Genomic DNA, 17,715 nt, shown 5'->3' with positions numbered 1-17,715 from the left:
CAGGCAGTGGTTGCGCAACCTGCGACGTTTTTGGTTGGTTGTCCGGCATCACGCCGAACCATCGACCTGCGTAGGGGAGTCGCCAAGTTGGTAAAGGCACTGGATTTTGATTCCAGCATGCGAGGGTTCGAGTCCTTCCTCCCCTGCCACCCTGTTTCAACACATCAAGCACCGGAACGGCCACCCCCGGGTGGCCTTTTTTGACGGCGATCTTCTGGGTCCGTCGTTCAGACAGCTGGGAATACCATGCAAGTTCAGCCCCCGGATTTCATGATCTTCACCGGCAACGCCAACCCGGTGCTGGCCTCCGAAATCGCCCAACACCTGGGCACGCAACTCGGCGCGGCCAATGTGGGTCGCTTCTCCGACGGTGAAGTCACGGTCGAGATCACGCAGAACGTGCGCGCGCGCCACGTGTTCGTGATCCAGTCCACCTGCTCGCCGACCAACGAGAACCTGATGGAGCTGCTCATCATGGTCGACGCGCTCAAGCGCGCCTCGGCCGAGCGCATCTCCGCCGTCATCCCCTATTTCGGCTACGCCCGCCAGGACCGCCGCCCGCGTTCGGCCCGCGTGCCGATCTCGGCCAAAGTCGTGGCCAACCTGCTGCAGACCGTGGGCGTGAGCCGCGTGCTGACCATGGACCTGCACGCCGACCAGATCCAGGGCTTCTTCGACATTCCGGTCGACAACATCTACGCCTCGCCCGTGCTGCTGGGCGACCTGCGCCAGAAGAACTACCCCGACGTGCTCATCGTCTCGCCCGACGTGGGTGGCGTGGTGCGCGCCCGTGCGCTGGCCAAGCAGCTCAACTGCGACATGGCCATCATCGACAAGCGCCGCCCCAAGGCCAACGTGTCGGAAGTGATGCACGTGATCGGCGACATCGAAGGCCGCAACTGCGTGATCATGGACGACATGATCGACACCGCCGGCACGCTGGTCAAAGCCGCCGAGGTGCTCAAGGAGCGCGGCGCGAAGAACGTGTATGCGTACTGCACGCACCCGATCTTCTCGGGCCCGGCCATCGAACGCATCGCCAAGGGCAGTGCCCTGGACGAGGTGGTGGTGACGAACACCATTCCTCTCTCGCAGGCCGCGCAGGCCTGCTCCAAGATTCGCCAGCTCTCCGTGGCACCGCTGATGGCCGAGACCATCGCGCGCATCGCCTCGGGTGAGTCGGTCATGAGTTTGTTTGCCGATCAGGACAACCTCTTCTAAGAGGCTGAAGGCAGCAAAAAGCGGGTCGTCTCCATGGTGGGGGCGGCTTTTTTGAAACAGAGGCGTTCTGGTCGCGGAACCCCTCCACAGGAGTCAGTCATGCAATTCGTCGCTTTTGAGCGCGCCAAGCAGGGTACGGGTGCGAGCCGCCGTCTGCGCAACACCGGTCGCGCGCCCGGTATCGTTTTCGGCGGTGAAACGCCGGCCGCCACGATCGAACTCGATCACAACGCCCTGTGGCACGCCCTGAAGAAGGAAGCGTTCCACTCGTCCATCCTCGACATGGAACTCGCCGGCAAGGTGCAGAAGGTTCTGCTGCGCGATGTGCAATACCACCCGTACAAGCCGCAAGTGCTGCACGTGGACTTCCAGCGCGTGGACGACAAGACCCGCCTGCGCAAGAAGGTGCCGCTGCACTTCGTGAACGCCGACAACTCGCCGGCCGTCAAGAACGACAAGTGCGTGATCAGCCACGTGCTCAACGACATCGAAATCGAGTGCCTGGCCACCCAGCTGCCCGAGTTCATCGAAGTGGACCTGGGTGAAGTCACCAAGGGTGCCACCGTGCACACCGGCGACATCAAGCTGGCCAAGGGCGTCAAGCTCGTGACGCACGGCCGCAAGAACATCACCGTGGCCACCGTGGTGGAACCGGTGGAAGAAGTGGTCGCCGCACCGGTGGCCGCTCCCGCCGACGACAAGAAGGCCGCCAAGGGCAAGGGCAAGAAGTAATTCCAGCCCCTGCTGTCAGAAAGGCCCGCACCCGCGGGCCTTTTTGTTTTCCGCCTCGATAATCCGATCCCATGATCAAACTCATCGCCGGCCTGGGCAACCCGGGGCCGGAATACGAACACACGCGCCACAACGCCGGCTTCTGGTGGGTGGACGAGGCCGCGCGCCTGCTCAAGGTGTCCCTGCAGATGGAGCGTGGGCATTTCGGCCTGGTGGCGCGGGCCAACGTGGGTGGCCAGAGCGTCTGGCTGGTGGAGCCGCAGACCTTCATGAACCTCTCGGGCAAGTCGGTGGCCTCGGTCGCGCGCTTCTTCAAGATCGCGCCCGAAGAGGTGCTGGTGGTGCACGACGAACTGGACCTGGCGCCCGGTGAGGCCAAGCTCAAGAAGGGCGGCGGACACGCGGGTCACAACGGCCTGCGCGACATCCACGCGCAGCTCGGCAGTGCCGACTACTGGCGCCTGCGCGTGGGCATCGGCCACCCGGGCAACAAGAACGAAGTGGCGAACTGGGTGCTGAAGAAGCCCTCGCCCGATGACCGCATCGCGATCGCGCAGGCGCTGGATCGCTCGCTCAAGGCCTTGCCGCAGTTGATCGCGGGCGAAATGGACAAGGCCACGGCCTTGATCCACACCAGCAAGCCGCCGCGGCCCAAGCCACCGCGGCCGGCCACCACGTCAGCGCCTCAGGCCGAGGCGGGTGGCGGGGCTGCCGTGTCACCGGCGGCCGACAAGGGCTGACCGGCTTTCTGCAGGCGCTGGTACTTCTCCCACAGCGTCTCGCGCGACTCGACGTGGTCCGGGTTGATCGGAATGCAGTTCACCGGGCAGACCTGCACACACTGCGGTTCGTCGAAATGCCCCACGCACTCGGTGCAGCGCGCCGGGTCGATTTCGTAGAAGTCCTCGCCCATGGAGATGGCCTGGTTCGGGCACTCGGGCTCGCACACATCGCAGTTGATGCATTCGTCGGTGATCAACAGGGCCATGGTGACGGTCCCTAGGCCTGCAAAGGCTTGGGCGCGAGCCGCGCGGCCACGGCGCCGCTCACCATCTGCGACACATCACCACCCAGCTGCGAGATCTCGCGCACCAGCGTGCTGGAAATGCACTGCAACTCGGCCTGCGGCAGCAGGAACACCGTCTCCACCGCCGCATTCAGCTTGCGGTTCATCGCCGCCATCTGGGCTTCGTAGTCGAAGTCGGTGAGGTTGCGGATGCCACGCACCACGGCGGTTGCGCCATGCTGCCGGCAGAAGTCCATGATCAGGCCTTCGAATGGCAGCACCCGCACCCGCCCCGGCATGCGGGACGCGACCTCGGCGGCCATGTCCAGCCGCTCCTGCAGCGTGAAGCGGGTCTGCTTGTGGTGCGCGATGGCCACCGCGATGACCACTTCGTCGAACAGCAGCGCGGCGCGGCGCGCCACGTCCTCATGGCCCAGGGTGATGGGGTCGAAGGTACCGCTGTAGACCGCCACGCGGCCACCACCGCCGGTTGAAGCAAGGGCTGAACTCATGCCGAAGATTATGCGCGAGGGGCCCCACGCCGCGCCTCACTGGGCCGGCAATGGCCGCAACAGGTGAAAGGCCACCGCCCCGGCCTTGCCTTGCCGGTGCACCTGCAGGCCGATCTGGGCCAGTTCGTCCTCGCTCCAGGCCCGTGGGGCCTCCAGGTAGATCAGGCCGTCCCCTTGCACCGCCTGGCGCGCGGCGGCCAGCGCGGCGGCATACAAGGCCTCGTTCTGGCCCTCACCAAAAGGCGGGTCCAGGAACACCACATCCAGCCCTTGCCCGGCCCGCTGGCGCAGCGCCGCCACACCATCGCCCCGCTCCACGCGCACGCCCGTGGCCTTGAGCTGGGTGGTGATGCGGCCCAGGTTGGCGAGCAAGGCGCTGTCTTGCTCCACCAGCACCACCTCCACCGCGCCGCGCGAGGCAGCCTCCAGGCCCAATGCCCCGGTGCCGGCGAAGGCGTCGATGCAGCGCCAGCCGCTCAGGTCCTGCCCGAGCCAGTTGAACAGGGTTTCGCGCACGCGCGAAGGCGTGGGCCGCAGGCCCGGGCGGTCGGCCACGGGCAGTTTGGTGCGTTTCCACTGGCCGCCGATGATGCGCACCTCGTGGGGGGCGCTCGCGGCGGCGCGCGCGGCGCTGGGGGCAGGCTTTTTCATGGCAGCGAGCTTACGCGACCTCAGGGTTGCGCACCCACCACCACGGTGACCATGCGGTCGGGCTGCAGCACGCGCGCGAAGGCCCGCTGGATGTCGGCCACGCTCAGGCGCTCGATCTCCTTCGTCCAGGTGTCGAGATAGTCCAGCGGCAGGTCGTTCCAGGCGATGTTGGCCACGTTGTCCAGCAGCTTGCGGTTGCTGTCGAGCCGCAGGGCTTCGCCGTTGATGAGGTAGTCCTTGGCGGCCTGCAGCTCGGCCTCGGTCGGACCCTTGGCGACGAAGTCGCGCACCACTTCTCGCACCACGTCCACCGCCTGCGCCGCCTGGTCGGGCCGCGTGGTCAGGGCGATCTGGAAGGCGCCGGCCTGGCGCGCCGTCAGGAAGTAGCTGGACACACCGTAGGTCAGCCCGCGCTTCTCGCGCACCTCCGTCATCAGCCGCGAGACGAAGCCACCACCGCCCAGCACGTAGTTGCCCACGTAGAGCGCAAAGAAGTCGGGATCGGCGCGGGCCACGCCGGGCTGGCCGATGAGCACCTGCGCCTGCGCGGCGGCAAAGGGCAGGCGCTGATCCACGGCCTTCGCCAGCGGCTGCACGGACGGCAGATCGGGCAAGGCCGAACACCCATGCGGCTGCACGGCCGCCATCAACCGGCCCACGATGCGGTCGGCGGTGGCGCGGTCCACCGCCCCCACCATCGATACCTGGGCGCGGCAGCTCACCACATGGCGGCGGTAGAACGCGCGCATGTCGGCCACCCGGATCGCGTTGAGGGTGCTGGCATCGGCCCGGAACCCATAGGGATGGTCGCCATACACGGCACGGCCGAACGCGCGGCTGGCCTGCGTGCCCGGTCGATTCTCGGCCTCCTTGAGCGCGGCCAGCAGGCGCTCGCGGTCGCGCTGCCACACGCGCTCGGGCCAGGCGGGTGCGGCCAGCTGGCGCGCGGCCAATGCCACCGCGCGGTCGAGCAGATCGGGTTCGGTCAGGGTGCGCAGTGAAACGCTGAAGCGATCCAGGGTGATGCCGGCACCGAATTGAGCGCCCAGGTCGGCCCAGGCCTCGCTGAGCTGGTTCTCGTCGAGCGCGGGCAGTCCGGGCTGCGCGGCCACACCGCCCGAGAGCAGCCCGGCGGTCGCGCTTGCCAGGCCGGCCTGGGCCGCAGGATCGCGGCGCCGGCCGCCATCGAAATCGATCTGCACGTCCAGCATGGGGATCGAGGGACTCGCAATGAGGTGCACGCGCGCGCCGCTGGCGTGCGTCCACTGTTCGATGGGGATGGTGGCCCGGGCGGTGCCCAGGGTGCTCAGCAAGAGCAGGGCCGGCAGGGTTCGGCGCAGCAGGGTGAACAGGGTCATGGTGTACGCGGCTCGCTTCAGTGGCGCGTCAGCGCGGGCCGAGGACCGGCCGGGGCCGCAGGAGCCGCTTCGCGGCGCGAGGGATCGGGCACCAGCACGCCGGTGCTGAGCTGTTCGTCGGAGAAATAACGCTGTGCCACCGACTGCACCTGGGCCGCCGTGACCGTGCGCAGGCGGGCCATCAGGCGGTCGCCCGCGTCCAGGCCCATGCCGTTGATCCAGTAGCCACCCAGCTCGCGCGCCTGGTTGGCCACGGAGTCGAGCTTGTAGATCTCGCCAGCGGTCCACTGCGTCTTCACACGCTGCAGTTCCGCTTCCTGGATGCCTTCGCGGGCGATGCGCGCCACCTCGGCCTTGAGCGCGGCCGAGGCCATCTCGGTCGTCACGCCGGCCGAAGGCACCGCCGTGAGCATGAAGAGCTGCGGGCCCCGACCCATGAGGCCGTAGGACGAGCCCGCGCTGTCGGCCAGCCGCTTGCCGCCCGTGCCCACGCCCTGCACCAGCGCGCGGTCCAGGCGCGCACCATCGTAACCGTCGAGCACGGCCGAGAGCACGGTCAGGGCGAGGGCATCGCGGTCGGTCTCGTTGTCCACCTCGGCGCCGCGCCACTGCGGCACCTTGTACGCCAGCGCGACCAGGGCCTGGTCGGCCACGGCGCGGTACTCGAGCCGGCGCGGCCCCGCCTGGGCGGGCTCCTCGCGCGGCTTGCGCGAGGGCACGGCCGCGGCGGGCAACGCGCCGAAGTGTTTCTCGGCCAGCGCGCGCACCTGCGCCACGTCCACGTCGCCCGCGATCACCAGGGCGGCGTTCGCCGGCACGTACCAGCGGCGGTAGAACGCGCGCGCGTCGTCGGGCGTCATCGCCTCGATGTCGCTCATCCAGCCGATCACGGGCCGGCGGTACGGATGGGCCTGGTAGACCATGGCGTTGAGCGCCTCGAACATGCGGGCGCGCGGCGACTCTTCGGTGCGCTGGCGCCGCTCTTCCTTGATCACCTCGATCTCGCGCTTGAACTCGTCGTCGTCCCACTGGTTGCGCGCGAAACGATCGGCCTCCAGCTGCATCGCGGTCTCCAGGCGGCGCGCGGGGATCTGCAGGTGGTAGGCGGTGGCGTCGCGCGTGGTGAAGGCGTTGTCCATGCCGCCGAAGGCGGCCACGCGGCGCGAGAACTCGCCCGCCTTGATGTCGGGCGTGCCCTTGAACATCATGTGCTCCAGCGCGTGCGCCACGCCGCTGGTGCCATCGACCTCGTCCATGGCACCCACGCGCACCCACAGCATCTGGACCACGGTGGGTGCGCGGCGGTCGGGCCGCACGATCAGCGTCAGGCCATTGGCCAGTGTGAATTGCTGCGCCAGGGGTGCCTGGGCGGTGCTCGGTGGAGGGGAAACCGGGGTGGCGGGCGACTGGGCCAGCGCGGTGCCGCCCGCCATCGCCAGGACCATCAGGAGTGCAGAACAGCGCTGCTTGGTCAGCGGCATAAGGCGTTTCATAGAATGCAATGGATTCTAGAGTTGGAAAAATGTTCTCGTTCTTTCGCAAAAAAGCCCCCACCCCGCCCACGCCCGCCCTGCCAGAGGCCCCCGCGCCCTCGCCTGCGGCGCCCGCGCCAGCCGCTGCGGCACCCACGCCGGCTGCGCCCGCGGCCGCGCCGCGCCAGGGCTGGCTGGACAAACTCAAGGCCGGCCTGCGCAAGACCGGCTCGGGCATCGCCACGGTGTTCACCGGCACCCAGATCGACGATGCCCTTTACGAAGAGCTGGAATCGGCCCTGCTGATGGCCGACACCGGCGTGAAAGCCACCACCCACCTGCTCAGTGACCTGAAACGCCGCGTGAAGGAAAGCAAGACCACCGACCCGGCCGCCGTCAAAGGTCTGCTGGCGGATGCCATCGCCGACCTGCTCGCCCCGCTGCAGAAGCCGCTGGTGATCGGCGAGCACAAACCCACCGTGATCATGGTCGCGGGCGTCAACGGCGCGGGCAAGACCACCTCCATCGGCAAGCTCACGCGCCACCTGGCCGACAGCGGCGCCTCGGTGTTGCTCGCGGCGGCCGACACCTTCCGCGCCGCCGCGCGCGAGCAGCTGGCTGTCTGGGCCGACCGCAACACGGTGGAAATCATCACCCAGCAAGGCGGCGACCCAGCCGCCGTGAGCTTCGACGCCGTGACCGCCGGCAAGGCGCGCGGGCGCGACGTGGTGCTGGTGGACACCGCCGGGCGCCTGCCCACGCAGTTGCACCTGATGGAAGAGTTGCGCAAGATCAAGCGCGTGGTGCAGAAGGCCGATGCCGGCGCGCCGCATGAAGTGCTGCTGGTGATCGACGGCAACACCGGCCAGAACGCGCTGATGCAGGTGAAGGCCTTCGACGAGGCGCTGCAGCTCACCGGCCTGGTCATCACCAAGCTCGACGGCACCGCCAAGGGCGGCGTGCTCTGCGCGATCGCGCGCGAGAAACCGGTGCCGGTCTACTTCATCGGGGTCGGCGAAAAACTCGAAGACCTCGAAACCTTCGACGCGCGCGAATTCGCGCAGGCCCTGCTGGCCTGAGCCCCTCGGGCAGCGCATCCCTATACTTCGCGCACCATGCCGCATTGCCTGCCCCACCCATGAGCCCCACCACCGCCTGGCTCGAAGCCGCCTTCCTGGGCCTGATCCAGGGCCTGACCGAATTCCTGCCCATCTCGTCGAGCGCGCACCTGCGCATCATCGGCCCGCTGCTGCCCTCGGGCGGCGACCCGGGCGCGGCCTTCACCGCCATCACCCAGATCGGCACCGAAGCCGCCGTGCTGCTGTACTTCCGGCACGACATCGTGCGCATCTTCCTCGCCTGGTGGGCCTCGCTCACGCAACCGGCGAAGCGCCAGGACCCCGACGCGCGCATGGGCTGGCTGATCATCATCGGCTCGGTGCCCATCGTGGTGCTGGGCCTGCTGTTCAAGGACGCGATCGAAGGCTCGCTGCGCAATCTCTACATCACGGCCACCATGCTGATCGTGTTCGGCATCATCCTGGGCGTGGCCGACCGCTACGGCCGGCGCGAGCGCCCACTGAACCAGCTCACCTGGGGCCACGGCCTGCTGTTCGGCCTGGCCCAGGCGATGGCGCTGATCCCCGGTGTCTCGCGCTCGGGCGGCACCATCACCGCCGGCCTGCTCATGGGCTACACGCGCGAAGCGGCCGCGCGCTACTCGTTCCTGCTGGCGATTCCCGCCGTGATGGGCTCGGGCTTCTACCAGCTGCTGCGCAGCTGGCAGCACGGCAGCCCGGTCGCGCCCGGCCCCACCGCCCTGGCCACGCTGATCGCCTTCGGCGTGGGCTATGGCGTGATCGTGGTCTTCCTCAAGCTGGTGTCCACGCGCGGCTACATGGCCTTCGTGTACTACCGCATCGCGCTGGGCCTGCTGGTCTTCGGCCTGCTCGGCGCCGGCATCCTGAGCGCCCATTGAACACCCTCCTGCTCATGACCGGCCCAGCACCCACCACGACCGGGTTCTGGGGCCGGCGTTGGCAGGGCCAGGTCGCCTGGCGCACGCTGTTCTGGCGCGACATGCTCGCCGTGGGCAGCATCATCAACCTCTGCACGGGCTTCGCGGCGCTGATGCTGGTCTCGCAAGGCCAGCCGATCGCCTGGGCCCTGGCGGTGCACTTCGCTCCCCTGCCGTACAACAGTTTCCTGCTCGCCTCGCTCTGGCGCACGCCCGGGCGCCCCGCGCCGGTGAAGCTCGCCGGCTGCGCCTGGTTCGCGGCCATGCTGGTGGTCTGAAGCAGCCATGCACCACGGCATCAAGAAACTCCTGTTGCTCGGTGCCGGCCAGGCCCATCTGCAGGTGTTGGCGCGCCTGGCGCGGCACCACCCGGGCAACCTGGACGTGATCCTGCTCACACCGTTCGCGCACCACACCGGCCAGGGTTGTCTGCCCGGCTTCATGACTGGCCAGCACACGGCGGACGAAGGGCGCGTCGCGCTCGAGCCGCTGGTGCGCGCGGCCAGCGCGCGCTGGCTGCAGGGCCGCTGCACCGGGCTCGATGTGGCGTCGCGGCAGGTGCAGGTCGCGGCCACGGGCGGCGCGCAAGGCGTGCCGGCCACGCTGGGCTACGACCTGCTGTCCATCGACACCGGCACCGTGCCCGACCGCGCCTGGCTCGACGCCGAGATGCCGGGCGCCAACCACCATGCCCTGCACCTGAGCCCCATGGAGGCCTTCGTGGCGCTGTGGCCCCAGGTGATGGCACTGGCGCAGCAACAGGCCGTCTCGGTGGCCGTCGTGGGCGCCGAGGCCGATGGCATCGAACTCGTGTTCGCGGCCGAACAAGGCATCCGCGAACACGGCTTGCCGGGGGCCCGCTTCACGCTCATCACCGGAGGTGACGAGGTCGGCACCGACCTGCCACCCGGCGTGCGTCAGCGCGTGCTGCGCCAGCTCCGGCGCCGCGGCATCACCGTGCTGCGCGAGGCCTGCGTGGGCATGAGCGAAGGCCAGGTGCACCTGGGCAATGGCGCCCGCCTGGCCTGCGACGTGCCGCTGCTGGCCATGGGCGTGCGCACCCCCACCTGGTTGCCCGCCAGCGGCCTGGCGCTCAACGAAAGCGGGCAGGTGTCGACCGGCCCGACCCTGCAAAGCACCAGCCACCCGCAGGTGTTCGCCACCGGCAGCGTGGCCGCCCGTGCAGATGGGGCGCCTGGCGACATGCACGCCGGCGCGGCATTGGCCCACAACCTGCTGGCCGCGCACGAGGGCACCGCGCTGCGCGCCCTGCCCCCCTCGCGCCCGCGCATGGCCCTGCTCGCCTGCGGCACGGGCCACGCCATCGCGAGCTGGGGGCCAATGACCCTGGCCGGCGGCTGGGTCTGGGGCTGGAAAGACCGCATCGACCGCGGTTTTCTGGAACAGCACCGCGTGACACGTTGATGACGGCCCCGCCAGGCCCCGGCGCCTGGCCATGCCCACACCCCCCCGGGTATGGGCCGGATTGGATAGACTTCGCGACGGCGTCCCCGCTCACCACCGATCCGCCCGCCATGCGCGCCTCCACCCGACTTGCCTCTCTCCTCCTCGCCGCGGCCGCGGTGCTGCCCGCCCTCGCGCAGACCCCGCCTGGCACGACCCACCCCTGGCAAGCCGCGCCGCCGCGCCTGACGGCCGAGGCCTACTTCACCAATCTCAAGGACGGCGACCGCATCGAGACGCCCTATCTGCTCAAGTTCGGCCTGTCCGGCGGCTGGGGCCTGGCGCCCATCGCGCAACCGGGCCGGGCCAAAAGCGGACACCACCACCTGCTCGTCAACCGCGACCTGCCGCTGAACTTCAAGGAAGCGCTGCCGTTCAACGACCAGTACATCCACTTCGGCAAGGGCCAGATGGAAACCGTGCTCACCCTGGAGCCCGGCACCTACACGTTGCGCATGCTGCTGGCCGACCAGAACCACCTGCCCCACTTCGTCTACAGCAAGCCCGCCACCATCACGGTGACCAAGAAGAACCCGACCGATCCCAAGACGCTGTCGGCCAAGGGCGTGGCCCTGCAGTTGGAGGGCCCGGTGGTCAAGCGGCCGTTCCGGGTGCAGTTCCACGCCTCGTCGCTCAACGTGGCCCACCAGTCGCAGCGCCTGCCCGAGACCGGGCACTTCCGCCTGACCATCTCGCCCGCATCGGGCGCCCCGGTCGTGATGGATTTCGTCGAAGGGCAGACCGAGGTCTGGCTCTCGCCGCCAGCGGGCAGCTACGGCCTCAAGCTGGAGCTGCTGGACAACATCGCACCCGGCAAGGCGCTCACCGACGCGGTCAGCGCCAGCGTGCGCGTCGAATAAGGCCCTAGCAGCCCAGCTGATCGGCCAGGTGCCCGAAATCGCGGGCGTGCCAGGTGTTGGCCGCCACGGGCGACACGTCCTTGGGCCGCGCGGCGCCGAACTCCAGTGGTCGTTCCACATAGGCCGTGGCCAGGCCGCAGGCGCGCGCGGCGACCAGGTCGTCTTGGTGCGCGGCCACCAGCATCACCTGTTCGGGCCGCAGGCGAAACACCGCCACTGCCCCCAGGTAGGCGCGCGGGTCGGGTTTGTAGGCGCGGAACACCTCGGCCGACAGCACGCAGTCCCAGGGCAGGCCGGCGCGCTTGGCCATGTTCGTGAGCAAGCCGATATTGCCGTTGGACAGCGTGCAGATGGTGTGGCGTGCCTTCAGCCGCTGCAGCCCAGCCACCGCGTCGGGCCAGGGGTCGAGCCGGTGCCACACGCGGTTGAGGTGATCGCGCTCGGCCTCGCTCAGGTGGGTCAGGCCGAAGCGGGGCAGCAACGCCTCCAGCACCATGCGGTGCAGGTCGTCGATCAGCGTCCAGCCCAGCTCGCCCGAGCGCACGCGCTGCATGGCGGGCTGGTAGCCCGCGCGCCAGGCGGTGGCGAAGGCATCGGCATCAATCTGCGGGTACAGCGCCTGCACCTCGCGCACGATGCTGCCGTGCCAGTCGACCACGGTGCCGAAGACATCGAAAACCAGGACGGGCGTGGTGGTGGACAACGGGGTCATGGTGTTCAGTGCGCCTTGAGGGCCGTGACCTCGACCTCGATCTTCATGCGCGGGTCCAGCAGGCCGGCCGACACCATCATCGCCGCGGGCCGTGCCCGGCCCAGGTGCTTGCGCAGCACCGGCCAGCAGGCCTCGAACAGCGAGGCGTCGGGCAGCACGTAGTTGACGCGCACCACGTCGTCCAGGCTCGCCCCGGCCTGTTGCAGCGCGGTCTGGATGTTCAGGAAACACTGCTCGGCCTGCTGCACCACGTCGTCCGAGATGCTCATGGTGGCGTAGTCGAAACCGGTGGTGCCCGAGACGAAGACCCAATCGCCCGCGACCACGGCGCGCGAGTAGCCGATCTGTTCCTCGAAGGGCGAGCCGGAGCTGAAGTGCTGTCGTTGCATGGTGTGAGGTCCCTTGTTCATTCAATCCACCCGCAGGCGCGCGCCGTCGGCGCTCGACGCCACGACCTCGCCGATCTCGGCCGCCGCGCCAAAACCGTGGCGGTGAAACACGGCCAGCACGTCGGCCACGGCCTCGGGCGCGCAGGCCACGAGCAGGCCGCCGCTGGTCTGCGGGTCGCTCAGCAGCGCCTGGTCCACCGGCTGCAGGCCGGCACCCAGCCGCACCTCATGGCCGTAGGCGGCCCAGTTGCGCCCCGAGGCCCCCGTGACCATGCCGGCCGAGGCCTGGCCGCGCACGCCTTCGATCAGCGGCACGCGGGCCATGTCCAGGCGCACCGTGGTGGCCGAGCCCCGCGCCATCTCCAGCGCGTGGCCGGCCAGGCCGAAGCCCGTCACATCGGTCAGCGCGTGCACACCCTCCAGCGCGGCGAGGTCGGGGCCGGCGGTGTTGAGCTTGGTGGTGTGCTCGATCATCTGCGCGTAGCCCACGGCCGGCAGCGCATCCTTCTTGAGCGCGGCCGACAGCACGCCCACGCCCAGCGGTTTGCCCAGCACCAGGCGGTCGCCCACGCGCGCGTCGGCGTTGCGCTTGACGCGTTTCGGGTGCACCAGGCCCAGCGCGACCAGGCCGTAGATGGGCTCGACGGAATCAATGGTGTGGCCACCCGCGATCGGGATGCCGGCGGCCTGGCACACGCTCTGGCCACCCGCCAGGATCCGGCCGATGGTCTCGGTGGAGAGCACGTTGATCGGCATGCCCACCAGCGCCAGCGCCATGATGGGCGTGCCGCCCATGGCGTACACGTCGCTGATGGCGTTGGTGGCGGCGATGCGCCCGAAGTCGAAGGGGTCGTCGACGATGGGCATGAAGAAATCGGTGGTGGCGATCAGCGCCTGCTCGTCGTTGAGCTGGTAGACCGCCGCGTCGTCGGCGGTCTCGATGCCGACCAGCAGTTCCTTGGGGATGGGCATCGCGCTGGTGCCCTTGAGGATGTCGCTGAGCACGCCGGGCGCGATCTTGCAGCCGCAGCCGCCACCGTGCGAGAGGCTGGTGAGGCGGGGTTCTGCGCGGGGGGATGAGAGGGTGGGAGTGGTCATGCCCGCCATTGTGCGGCAGCCACCGGCCTCACCGAAACCGAGGCGAACGGATCAGGCCGGCGCCCAGAACACACTGAACCACCCATTGGCGTCCGTCCAGTGCCGGGGCGCGCCGAAGCCGGCTTCGCGCAGCAGCGTCTCGAAATCCTCGGGTATCCACTTGTACGAGTTCTCGGTGTGCAGCCGCTCGCCGTCGGCGAAACGGCGCTCGCCGCCAGGCCAGTGCACGGTCTGTGCGCCCATGGATTGCAGGTGCATCTCGATGCGCGATTCGCCCGCGTTGTACAGCCCCACGTGCTGCCACGCGGCGGGCGCGAAGTCGGCGTCGAGCAACCGGTTGACGTGCCGCAGCAGGTTGCGGTTGAAGGCGGCGGTCACGCCCAGCGCGTCGTCGTAGGCGGGTTCGAGCACGGCGAGCGGTTTCACGCGGTCCACGCCGATCAGCAGCCCGCCGCCGGTGCCGCCGGCTTCGCACACCGCGTGCGCCTGGCACAGCAGCGCCAGGGCCTCGTCTGGCAGGAAGTTGCCGATGCTGGAGCCGGGGTAGAACACCACGCGCGGCTGTTGGGCCAGCGCGCGTTCGCTCAGCCAGGTGGTGGCGTCGGCGCCCAGCGCGAAGCGCGTGGAGAAGTCCATGCCCAGGCCGAGCATGGGCAGGTCGGCGTGGCGCTGCTGCAGGGCCGCGAGCGTGTCGCGCAGGTAGTCCACCGAGATGTCCACCGGCACATAGGCCGAGGGCTGCAGCACGGGGAACAGGCGCGCGGCCTTGGCGCAGCTGCCTGCGCCCAGATCGACCAGCACCGCGCCCTCGGGCACGTGGCGCGCCATGTCGGCGCCATGCTCGGCGAACACGGCGGCCTCGGTGCGTGTGGGGTAGTACTCGGGCAGTTCGGTGATGGCATCGAACAGGCGCGAGCCCAATGCGTCGTAGAAGAACTTGGGCGCGATGCGCGCCGGTGTCGCCAGCAGGCCGGCAATGAGTTCCGGGTGCGTGGCGCTGGGGCGCGGGTGGTGCAGCTGGACAAAGTGCGGCGCCTGGTCGATGTATCGCATGGGAAGTCTCCTAGGCGCTTCGCGCCAGCCGCAGGCCGCTGAACTGCCAGCGCGCGTCGGTGGGGAAGAAATTGCGGTAACTGGCGCGCAGGTGCGACGCCGGCGTGGCGCACGAGCCGCCGCGCAGCACGTACTGGTTGATCATGAATTTGCCGTTGTACTCGCCGACCGCGCCTTCGGCGGGCTGGTAGCCGGGGTAGGCGTTGTAGCTGCTGCTGGTCCATTCCCACACATCACCGTACATCTGCAGCAGGCCATCGCCGGCGGCGCGCGCGGGCAGCGGGTGCAGCGCGCGGCCTTCCTGCAGGTTGCCCTGCACGGGCAGCGCGGCCGCGGCCGCTTCCCACTCGGCCTCGGTGGGCAGGCGCGCGCCGCGCCAGTCGGCGTGCGTGGCGGCGGCCCAGCGCGCGAAGGCGTCGGCTTCGAAGTGGCTGATGTGCGTGACCGGGGTGTGCGGGTCCAGCGGCGCTTCGCCGTGCAGCGTGAACACGGTGGGCAAGGTGGCCGAGGCTTCGGGCGGCAGCGTCCAGTACAGCGGTGCGCGCAGGCCCTGGGCCCGCACCCAGTCCCAGCCGGCGGCGAGCCACCAGCGCGGCTCGGTGTAGCCACCGTCCTGCACGAAGGCCCACCACTCGCCGTGCGTCACCAGCCGGTTCATGAGGGCGTAAGGCTCCAGCCACTGGCGATGGCGCGGCAGCTCGTTGTCGAATGCGAAGCCCTCGCCCGCGTGGCCGATCTCGACGAGGCCACCGGCTTGCTCCACCCAGCGCGGCGCCACCGTGGTCACGGACACCAGCGGCCAGTGGCGCTGGTAGACCGGGCGCAAGGGGTTGATGGACAGCAGGTGCTTCACGTCGGTGAGCAGCAGTTCCTGGTGCTGCTGCTCGTGGTGCAGGCCGAGTTCGATCAGGCGCAGCGCGTCCGCGCTGTCGGTGTGTTCGATGAGGTGGGCGATGCGCGCGTCCACCTGCTCGCGCCACTGCCACACGGTGGCGAGGTCGGGCCGCGTGAGCAGGCCGCGCTGCGGTCGCGAGAAGGGCTCGCCGACGCCCTGGTAGTAGCTGTTGAAGAGCACGCGGAACGCGGGGTCGAACGGCTTGAAGCCCTGCTCGAAGCGTTCAAGCACGAAGGTCTCGAAGAACCACGTGACGTGCGCGAGGTGCCATTTGGTCGGGCTGGCATCGGGCATGGACTGGGCCTGGCAGTCCTCGGGCGAGAGCGGCGCGGCGAGCGCGCGGCTGCGTTCGCGCACCGATGCGTAGTGGCGCGCGAGCCCCGCGCGGTTGGGCCGTGGGTCGGAAGAACGCTGTGGGGCAACCGGTCGGGGCGTGGGGTTCATGGTGTCAGCTTCCGGGCTTGAGCCGCAACAGCTGGCCGTCGCGGTCGTCGGTGAGGAGGTAGATGAAGCCGTCCGGGCCCTGGCGCACGTCGCGCACGCGCTGGGCCAGTTGGGGCAGCAGTTTTTCTTCGCGCGCCACGCGGTCGCCGTCCATCACGAGGCGCACGAGGTACTGGAACTTGAGCGAGCCCACCAGCAGGTTGCCCTGCCAGTCCTTGCCATAGGGGCCGCCTTTCACGAAGGCCATGCCCGAGGGCGCGATGGAAGGTTTCCAGTACAGCAGTGGCTGCTCCAGGCCGTCCTTGCTGGTGAGGCCGTCGCCGATCTGACCGCCGCCGTAGTTCTCGCCGTAGGTGATGACGGGCCAGCCGTAGTTCTTGCCGGCGTCGGTGCGGTTGAGTTCGTCGCCGCCCTGCGGGCCGTGTTCGATGGTCCAGAGGCGGCCATCGGGGCCGATCGCCGCGCCCTGCACGTTGCGGTGGCCCAGGCTCCAGATCTCGGGCAGGGCGCCGGCGCGGCCGATGAAGGGGTTGTCGGGGTGCGCGCGGCCATCGGGGCGCACGCGCACCACCTTGCCATGGTGGTTGTCCAGCGTCTGCGCATCGGCCATGCGCTGGAAACGGTCACCAAGGGCCAGGAACAGGCTGCCATCCTCGGCCTGCGCGATGCGGCAACCGAAGTGCAGCCGGCTGCTCACCTTGGGTTGCTGGCTGAAGATGACCTTGACATTTTCCAGCGACCGGGCATCGGCCGAGAGGCGCGCCGAGGCCAGCGCGGTGGAGTTGCGCATGCCCATCGCGCCGGGCTCGGCGTAGCAGAAGTGCACCGTGCGGTTGCGCGCGAAGTCGCGGTCGGTCACCAGATCGAGCAGGCCGCCCTGCCCCACCGCGTCCACGTCGGGCACGCCCTTCAGGGGCTCATCCACGCGGCCGTCGGTGCCGATCACGCGCATGCGGCCGGGCCGCTCGGTCACCAGCATGCGGCCCTCGCCGATGAAGGCCACCGCCCAGGGGTTGTGCAGGCCGCGCGCGACGACTTCGGTGGTGACAGCGGGGGCTTGTGCATGCGCGGCAGGGGCAAGCAGCGTGCCCAGGAGGGCGCACAGGGGCAGCAGGGGGGCGGTGAAGGGACGGGTCATGGTGGTGTGGAAGGGATGGCGGAAAAAGAGGCGGCAAGGCGGTTGGTGCGCGCGAACCGCTCAGGGTTCCCCGTCAGCCGCCCATGGGGCGCACGCCGAACAGCCAGGCGTGGGCCCAGAACACGAAGAGAAGGTAGACCACCAGCCCGCTGACCAGGGCGATCGCGTCGTTGGCCGTGCTGCCGGGCAGCGCGGGCGGGCTGCGCAACAGGCCGGCCGCCGCGCGGCGCTTGACCGAGATGCGGTCGGCCACGGCCCAGGCCAGAAAACCGCCGAACAGCAGCACATCGGCCAGCGTGCCATTGGCCAGCAGGTGGGCCAGCGCCCAGCACTTCACGGCCAGCAGCATGGGGTGTTTCGCCGCGCGCTGGATGCGCCCGGGCAGGTAGGCCGCGAACAGCAGCACGAACACCGGCAACATGAGCAGCAGCGCCAGGTGGCGCAGGCCGGTGGGCGGCGTGTAGAGCAGCACCGGGGCCTGGCGCGCGAGGCCGTAGCCCCAGACGATCAGCGCCAGGCCGACGAAGGAGACCAGCGCGTACGCGCCCTTGTAGCCGCCTTCGCCCATGCGCCCGGCCAGCGCATCGCGGCCTTGCGGCGAAACGATGGACACCGAGTGCACACCCAGGAACAACACCAGGCCGATGATCAACCACGTCATGACAACCCCTTTGGCTGGTGCGGCACCAGACC

20 protein-coding genes and 1 tRNA gene are annotated in these 17,715 nt (G+C 69.4%); 9 read left to right on the top strand and 12 right to left on the bottom strand.

The window, feature by feature from the left end:
• Positions 1-72: 72 nt before the first annotated feature.
• From AC1Q9M_RS14705 to pth, 4 genes are all read left to right on the top strand, one after another.
• Positions 73-149, top strand: a tRNA-Gln gene (locus AC1Q9M_RS14705).
• Between the two features lie 97 nt (positions 150-246).
• A complete protein-coding gene (locus AC1Q9M_RS14700; RefSeq protein ID WP_291113981.1) occupies positions 247-1,221 on the top strand; it encodes a ribose-phosphate pyrophosphokinase in 975 nt (324 codons plus the stop codon).
• Between the two features lie 99 nt (positions 1,222-1,320).
• A complete protein-coding gene (locus AC1Q9M_RS14695; protein ID WP_444687219.1) occupies positions 1,321-1,953 on the top strand; it encodes a 50S ribosomal protein L25/general stress protein Ctc in 633 nt (210 codons plus the stop codon).
• A 71-nt stretch (positions 1,954-2,024) separates the two neighbouring features.
• On the top strand, positions 2,025-2,693 hold the full coding sequence (gene pth, locus AC1Q9M_RS14690; protein ID WP_492434436.1) for an aminoacyl-tRNA hydrolase: 669 nt from the start codon (positions 2,025-2,027) through the stop codon (positions 2,691-2,693).
• Here the strand turns inward: pth and AC1Q9M_RS14685 are convergent.
• From AC1Q9M_RS14685 to AC1Q9M_RS14665, 5 genes are read right to left on the bottom strand one after another with little or no spacing between them, the layout of a single operon-like run.
• The gene (locus AC1Q9M_RS14685; RefSeq protein ID WP_291113989.1) at positions 2,639-2,941 is read right to left on the bottom strand and encodes a YfhL family 4Fe-4S dicluster ferredoxin; all 303 of its coding nucleotides are present in this window, start codon (positions 2,939-2,941) and stop codon (positions 2,639-2,641) included. The genes pth and AC1Q9M_RS14685 overlap by 55 nt on opposite strands.
• A gap of 11 nt (positions 2,942-2,952) precedes the next feature.
• Positions 2,953-3,471 (bottom strand): pantetheine-phosphate adenylyltransferase, encoded by a 519-nt coding sequence (gene coaD, locus AC1Q9M_RS14680; RefSeq protein WP_492434433.1) that lies wholly within the window; start codon positions 3,469-3,471, stop codon positions 2,953-2,955.
• A 36-nt stretch (positions 3,472-3,507) separates the two neighbouring features.
• Positions 3,508-4,122, bottom strand: a complete 615-nt coding sequence (rsmD, locus tag AC1Q9M_RS14675; protein WP_444687220.1) for a 16S rRNA (guanine(966)-N(2))-methyltransferase RsmD — start codon at positions 4,120-4,122, stop codon at positions 3,508-3,510.
• 20 nt (positions 4,123-4,142) lie between these two features.
• Positions 4,143-5,480 (bottom strand): M16 family metallopeptidase, encoded by a 1,338-nt coding sequence (locus tag AC1Q9M_RS14670; protein ID WP_492434430.1) that lies wholly within the window; start codon positions 5,478-5,480, stop codon positions 4,143-4,145.
• 17 nt (positions 5,481-5,497) lie between these two features.
• Positions 5,498-6,973 carry a M16 family metallopeptidase gene (locus AC1Q9M_RS14665; RefSeq protein WP_492434428.1) on the bottom strand — a complete coding sequence of 492 codons (1,476 nt, stop codon included), beginning with the start codon at positions 6,971-6,973 and terminating at the stop codon, positions 5,498-5,500.
• Between the two features lie 29 nt (positions 6,974-7,002).
• On the opposite strand from AC1Q9M_RS14665, the gene ftsY reads away from it, so the two are divergent.
• The 5 genes from ftsY to AC1Q9M_RS14640 all read left to right on the top strand — a co-directional run bounded on the left by ftsY (position 7,003) and on the right by AC1Q9M_RS14640 (position 11,293).
• Positions 7,003-8,031: a signal recognition particle-docking protein FtsY gene (ftsY, locus tag AC1Q9M_RS14660; protein ID WP_382321390.1), complete on the top strand. Its 1,029-nt coding sequence runs from the start codon at positions 7,003-7,005 to the stop codon at positions 8,029-8,031.
• A gap of 59 nt (positions 8,032-8,090) precedes the next feature.
• Positions 8,091-8,930 (top strand): undecaprenyl-diphosphate phosphatase, encoded by an 840-nt coding sequence (locus tag AC1Q9M_RS14655; protein ID WP_492434426.1) that lies wholly within the window; start codon positions 8,091-8,093, stop codon positions 8,928-8,930.
• The gene (locus AC1Q9M_RS14650; RefSeq protein WP_492434424.1) at positions 8,927-9,247 is read left to right on the top strand and encodes a hypothetical protein; all 321 of its coding nucleotides are present in this window, start codon (positions 8,927-8,929) and stop codon (positions 9,245-9,247) included. The genes AC1Q9M_RS14655 and AC1Q9M_RS14650 overlap by 4 nt, the downstream gene beginning before the upstream one ends.
• Before the next feature lie 7 nt (positions 9,248-9,254).
• Positions 9,255-10,394: an FAD-dependent oxidoreductase gene (locus AC1Q9M_RS14645; protein ID WP_492434422.1), complete on the top strand. Its 1,140-nt coding sequence runs from the start codon at positions 9,255-9,257 to the stop codon at positions 10,392-10,394.
• Positions 10,395-10,504: 110 nt separating this feature from the next.
• Complete coding sequence (locus tag AC1Q9M_RS14640) at positions 10,505-11,293, top strand: DUF4399 domain-containing protein (RefSeq protein WP_492434420.1); 789 nt, start codon at positions 10,505-10,507, stop codon at positions 11,291-11,293.
• A gap of 4 nt (positions 11,294-11,297) precedes the next feature.
• Here AC1Q9M_RS14640 and AC1Q9M_RS14635 read toward each other — a convergent pair whose 3' ends face one another.
• The 7 genes from AC1Q9M_RS14635 to AC1Q9M_RS14605 form a co-directional block, all read right to left on the bottom strand.
• Positions 11,298-12,005 (bottom strand): haloacid dehalogenase type II, encoded by a 708-nt coding sequence (locus AC1Q9M_RS14635; RefSeq protein ID WP_492434418.1) that lies wholly within the window; start codon positions 12,003-12,005, stop codon positions 11,298-11,300.
• Positions 12,006-12,010: 5 nt separating this feature from the next.
• A complete protein-coding gene (locus tag AC1Q9M_RS14630; protein ID WP_492434416.1) occupies positions 12,011-12,394 on the bottom strand; it encodes a RidA family protein in 384 nt (127 codons plus the stop codon).
• Positions 12,395-12,415: 21 nt separating this feature from the next.
• Positions 12,416-13,492 carry a selenide, water dikinase SelD gene (gene selD, locus AC1Q9M_RS14625; RefSeq protein WP_492434414.1) on the bottom strand — a complete coding sequence of 359 codons (1,077 nt, stop codon included), beginning with the start codon at positions 13,490-13,492 and terminating at the stop codon, positions 12,416-12,418.
• Between the two features lie 51 nt (positions 13,493-13,543).
• Complete coding sequence (egtD, locus tag AC1Q9M_RS14620) at positions 13,544-14,545, bottom strand: L-histidine N(alpha)-methyltransferase (RefSeq protein ID WP_492434412.1); 1,002 nt, start codon at positions 14,543-14,545, stop codon at positions 13,544-13,546.
• A 10-nt stretch (positions 14,546-14,555) separates the two neighbouring features.
• A complete protein-coding gene (gene egtB, locus AC1Q9M_RS14615; RefSeq protein ID WP_492434410.1) occupies positions 14,556-15,884 on the bottom strand; it encodes an ergothioneine biosynthesis protein EgtB in 1,329 nt (442 codons plus the stop codon).
• A 4-nt stretch (positions 15,885-15,888) separates the two neighbouring features.
• Complete coding sequence (locus tag AC1Q9M_RS14610; RefSeq protein ID WP_492434408.1) at positions 15,889-17,022, bottom strand: PQQ-dependent sugar dehydrogenase; 1,134 nt, start codon at positions 17,020-17,022, stop codon at positions 15,889-15,891.
• Between the two features lie 73 nt (positions 17,023-17,095).
• On the bottom strand, positions 17,096-17,683 hold the full coding sequence (locus AC1Q9M_RS14605; protein ID WP_492434406.1) for an NnrU family protein: 588 nt from the start codon (positions 17,681-17,683) through the stop codon (positions 17,096-17,098).
• Positions 17,684-17,715 lie beyond the last annotated feature (32 nt).

The sequence above is a fragment of the Hydrogenophaga sp. GW823-FHT04C09 genome (assembly GCF_058796355.1).
The sequence above is the reverse complement of the archived record's forward strand: the minus strand, read 5'-3'. Positions and strand labels throughout refer to the sequence as shown.

Excerpts from the sequence above, each read along its gene's own strand:
- selD (WP_492434414.1), bottom strand. The coding sequence starts at position 13,492 with ATGACCACTCCCACCCTCTCATCCCCCCGCGCAGAACCCCGCCTCACC.
- egtB (WP_492434410.1), bottom strand. The coding sequence starts at position 15,884 with ATGAACCCCACGCCCCGACCGGTTGCCCCACAGCGTTCTTCCGACCCA.
- pth (WP_492434436.1), top strand. The coding sequence starts at position 2,025 with ATGATCAAACTCATCGCCGGCCTGGGCAACCCGGGGCCGGAATACGAA.
- AC1Q9M_RS14685 (WP_291113989.1), bottom strand. The coding sequence starts at position 2,941 with ATGGCCCTGTTGATCACCGACGAATGCATCAACTGCGATGTGTGCGAG.
- ftsY (WP_382321390.1), top strand. The coding sequence starts at position 7,003 with ATGTTCTCGTTCTTTCGCAAAAAAGCCCCCACCCCGCCCACGCCCGCC.
- AC1Q9M_RS14655 (WP_492434426.1), top strand. The coding sequence starts at position 8,091 with ATGAGCCCCACCACCGCCTGGCTCGAAGCCGCCTTCCTGGGCCTGATC.
- AC1Q9M_RS14605 (WP_492434406.1), bottom strand. The coding sequence starts at position 17,683 with ATGACGTGGTTGATCATCGGCCTGGTGTTGTTCCTGGGTGTGCACTCG.
- AC1Q9M_RS14635 (WP_492434418.1), bottom strand. The coding sequence starts at position 12,005 with ATGACCCCGTTGTCCACCACCACGCCCGTCCTGGTTTTCGATGTCTTC.
- AC1Q9M_RS14670 (WP_492434430.1), bottom strand. The coding sequence starts at position 5,480 with ATGACCCTGTTCACCCTGCTGCGCCGAACCCTGCCGGCCCTGCTCTTG.
- AC1Q9M_RS14665 (WP_492434428.1), bottom strand. The coding sequence starts at position 6,973 with ATGAAACGCCTTATGCCGCTGACCAAGCAGCGCTGTTCTGCACTCCTG.
- AC1Q9M_RS14610 (WP_492434408.1), bottom strand. The coding sequence starts at position 17,022 with ATGACCCGTCCCTTCACCGCCCCCCTGCTGCCCCTGTGCGCCCTCCTG.
- AC1Q9M_RS14645 (WP_492434422.1), top strand. The coding sequence starts at position 9,255 with ATGCACCACGGCATCAAGAAACTCCTGTTGCTCGGTGCCGGCCAGGCC.
- coaD (WP_492434433.1), bottom strand. The coding sequence starts at position 3,471 with ATGAGTTCAGCCCTTGCTTCAACCGGCGGTGGTGGCCGCGTGGCGGTC.
- AC1Q9M_RS14695 (WP_444687219.1), top strand. The coding sequence starts at position 1,321 with ATGCAATTCGTCGCTTTTGAGCGCGCCAAGCAGGGTACGGGTGCGAGC.
- AC1Q9M_RS14640 (WP_492434420.1), top strand. The coding sequence starts at position 10,505 with ATGCGCGCCTCCACCCGACTTGCCTCTCTCCTCCTCGCCGCGGCCGCG.
- AC1Q9M_RS14700 (WP_291113981.1), top strand. The coding sequence starts at position 247 with ATGCAAGTTCAGCCCCCGGATTTCATGATCTTCACCGGCAACGCCAAC.
- rsmD (WP_444687220.1), bottom strand. The coding sequence starts at position 4,122 with ATGAAAAAGCCTGCCCCCAGCGCCGCGCGCGCCGCCGCGAGCGCCCCC.
- AC1Q9M_RS14630 (WP_492434416.1), bottom strand. The coding sequence starts at position 12,394 with ATGCAACGACAGCACTTCAGCTCCGGCTCGCCCTTCGAGGAACAGATC.
- egtD (WP_492434412.1), bottom strand. The coding sequence starts at position 14,545 with ATGCGATACATCGACCAGGCGCCGCACTTTGTCCAGCTGCACCACCCG.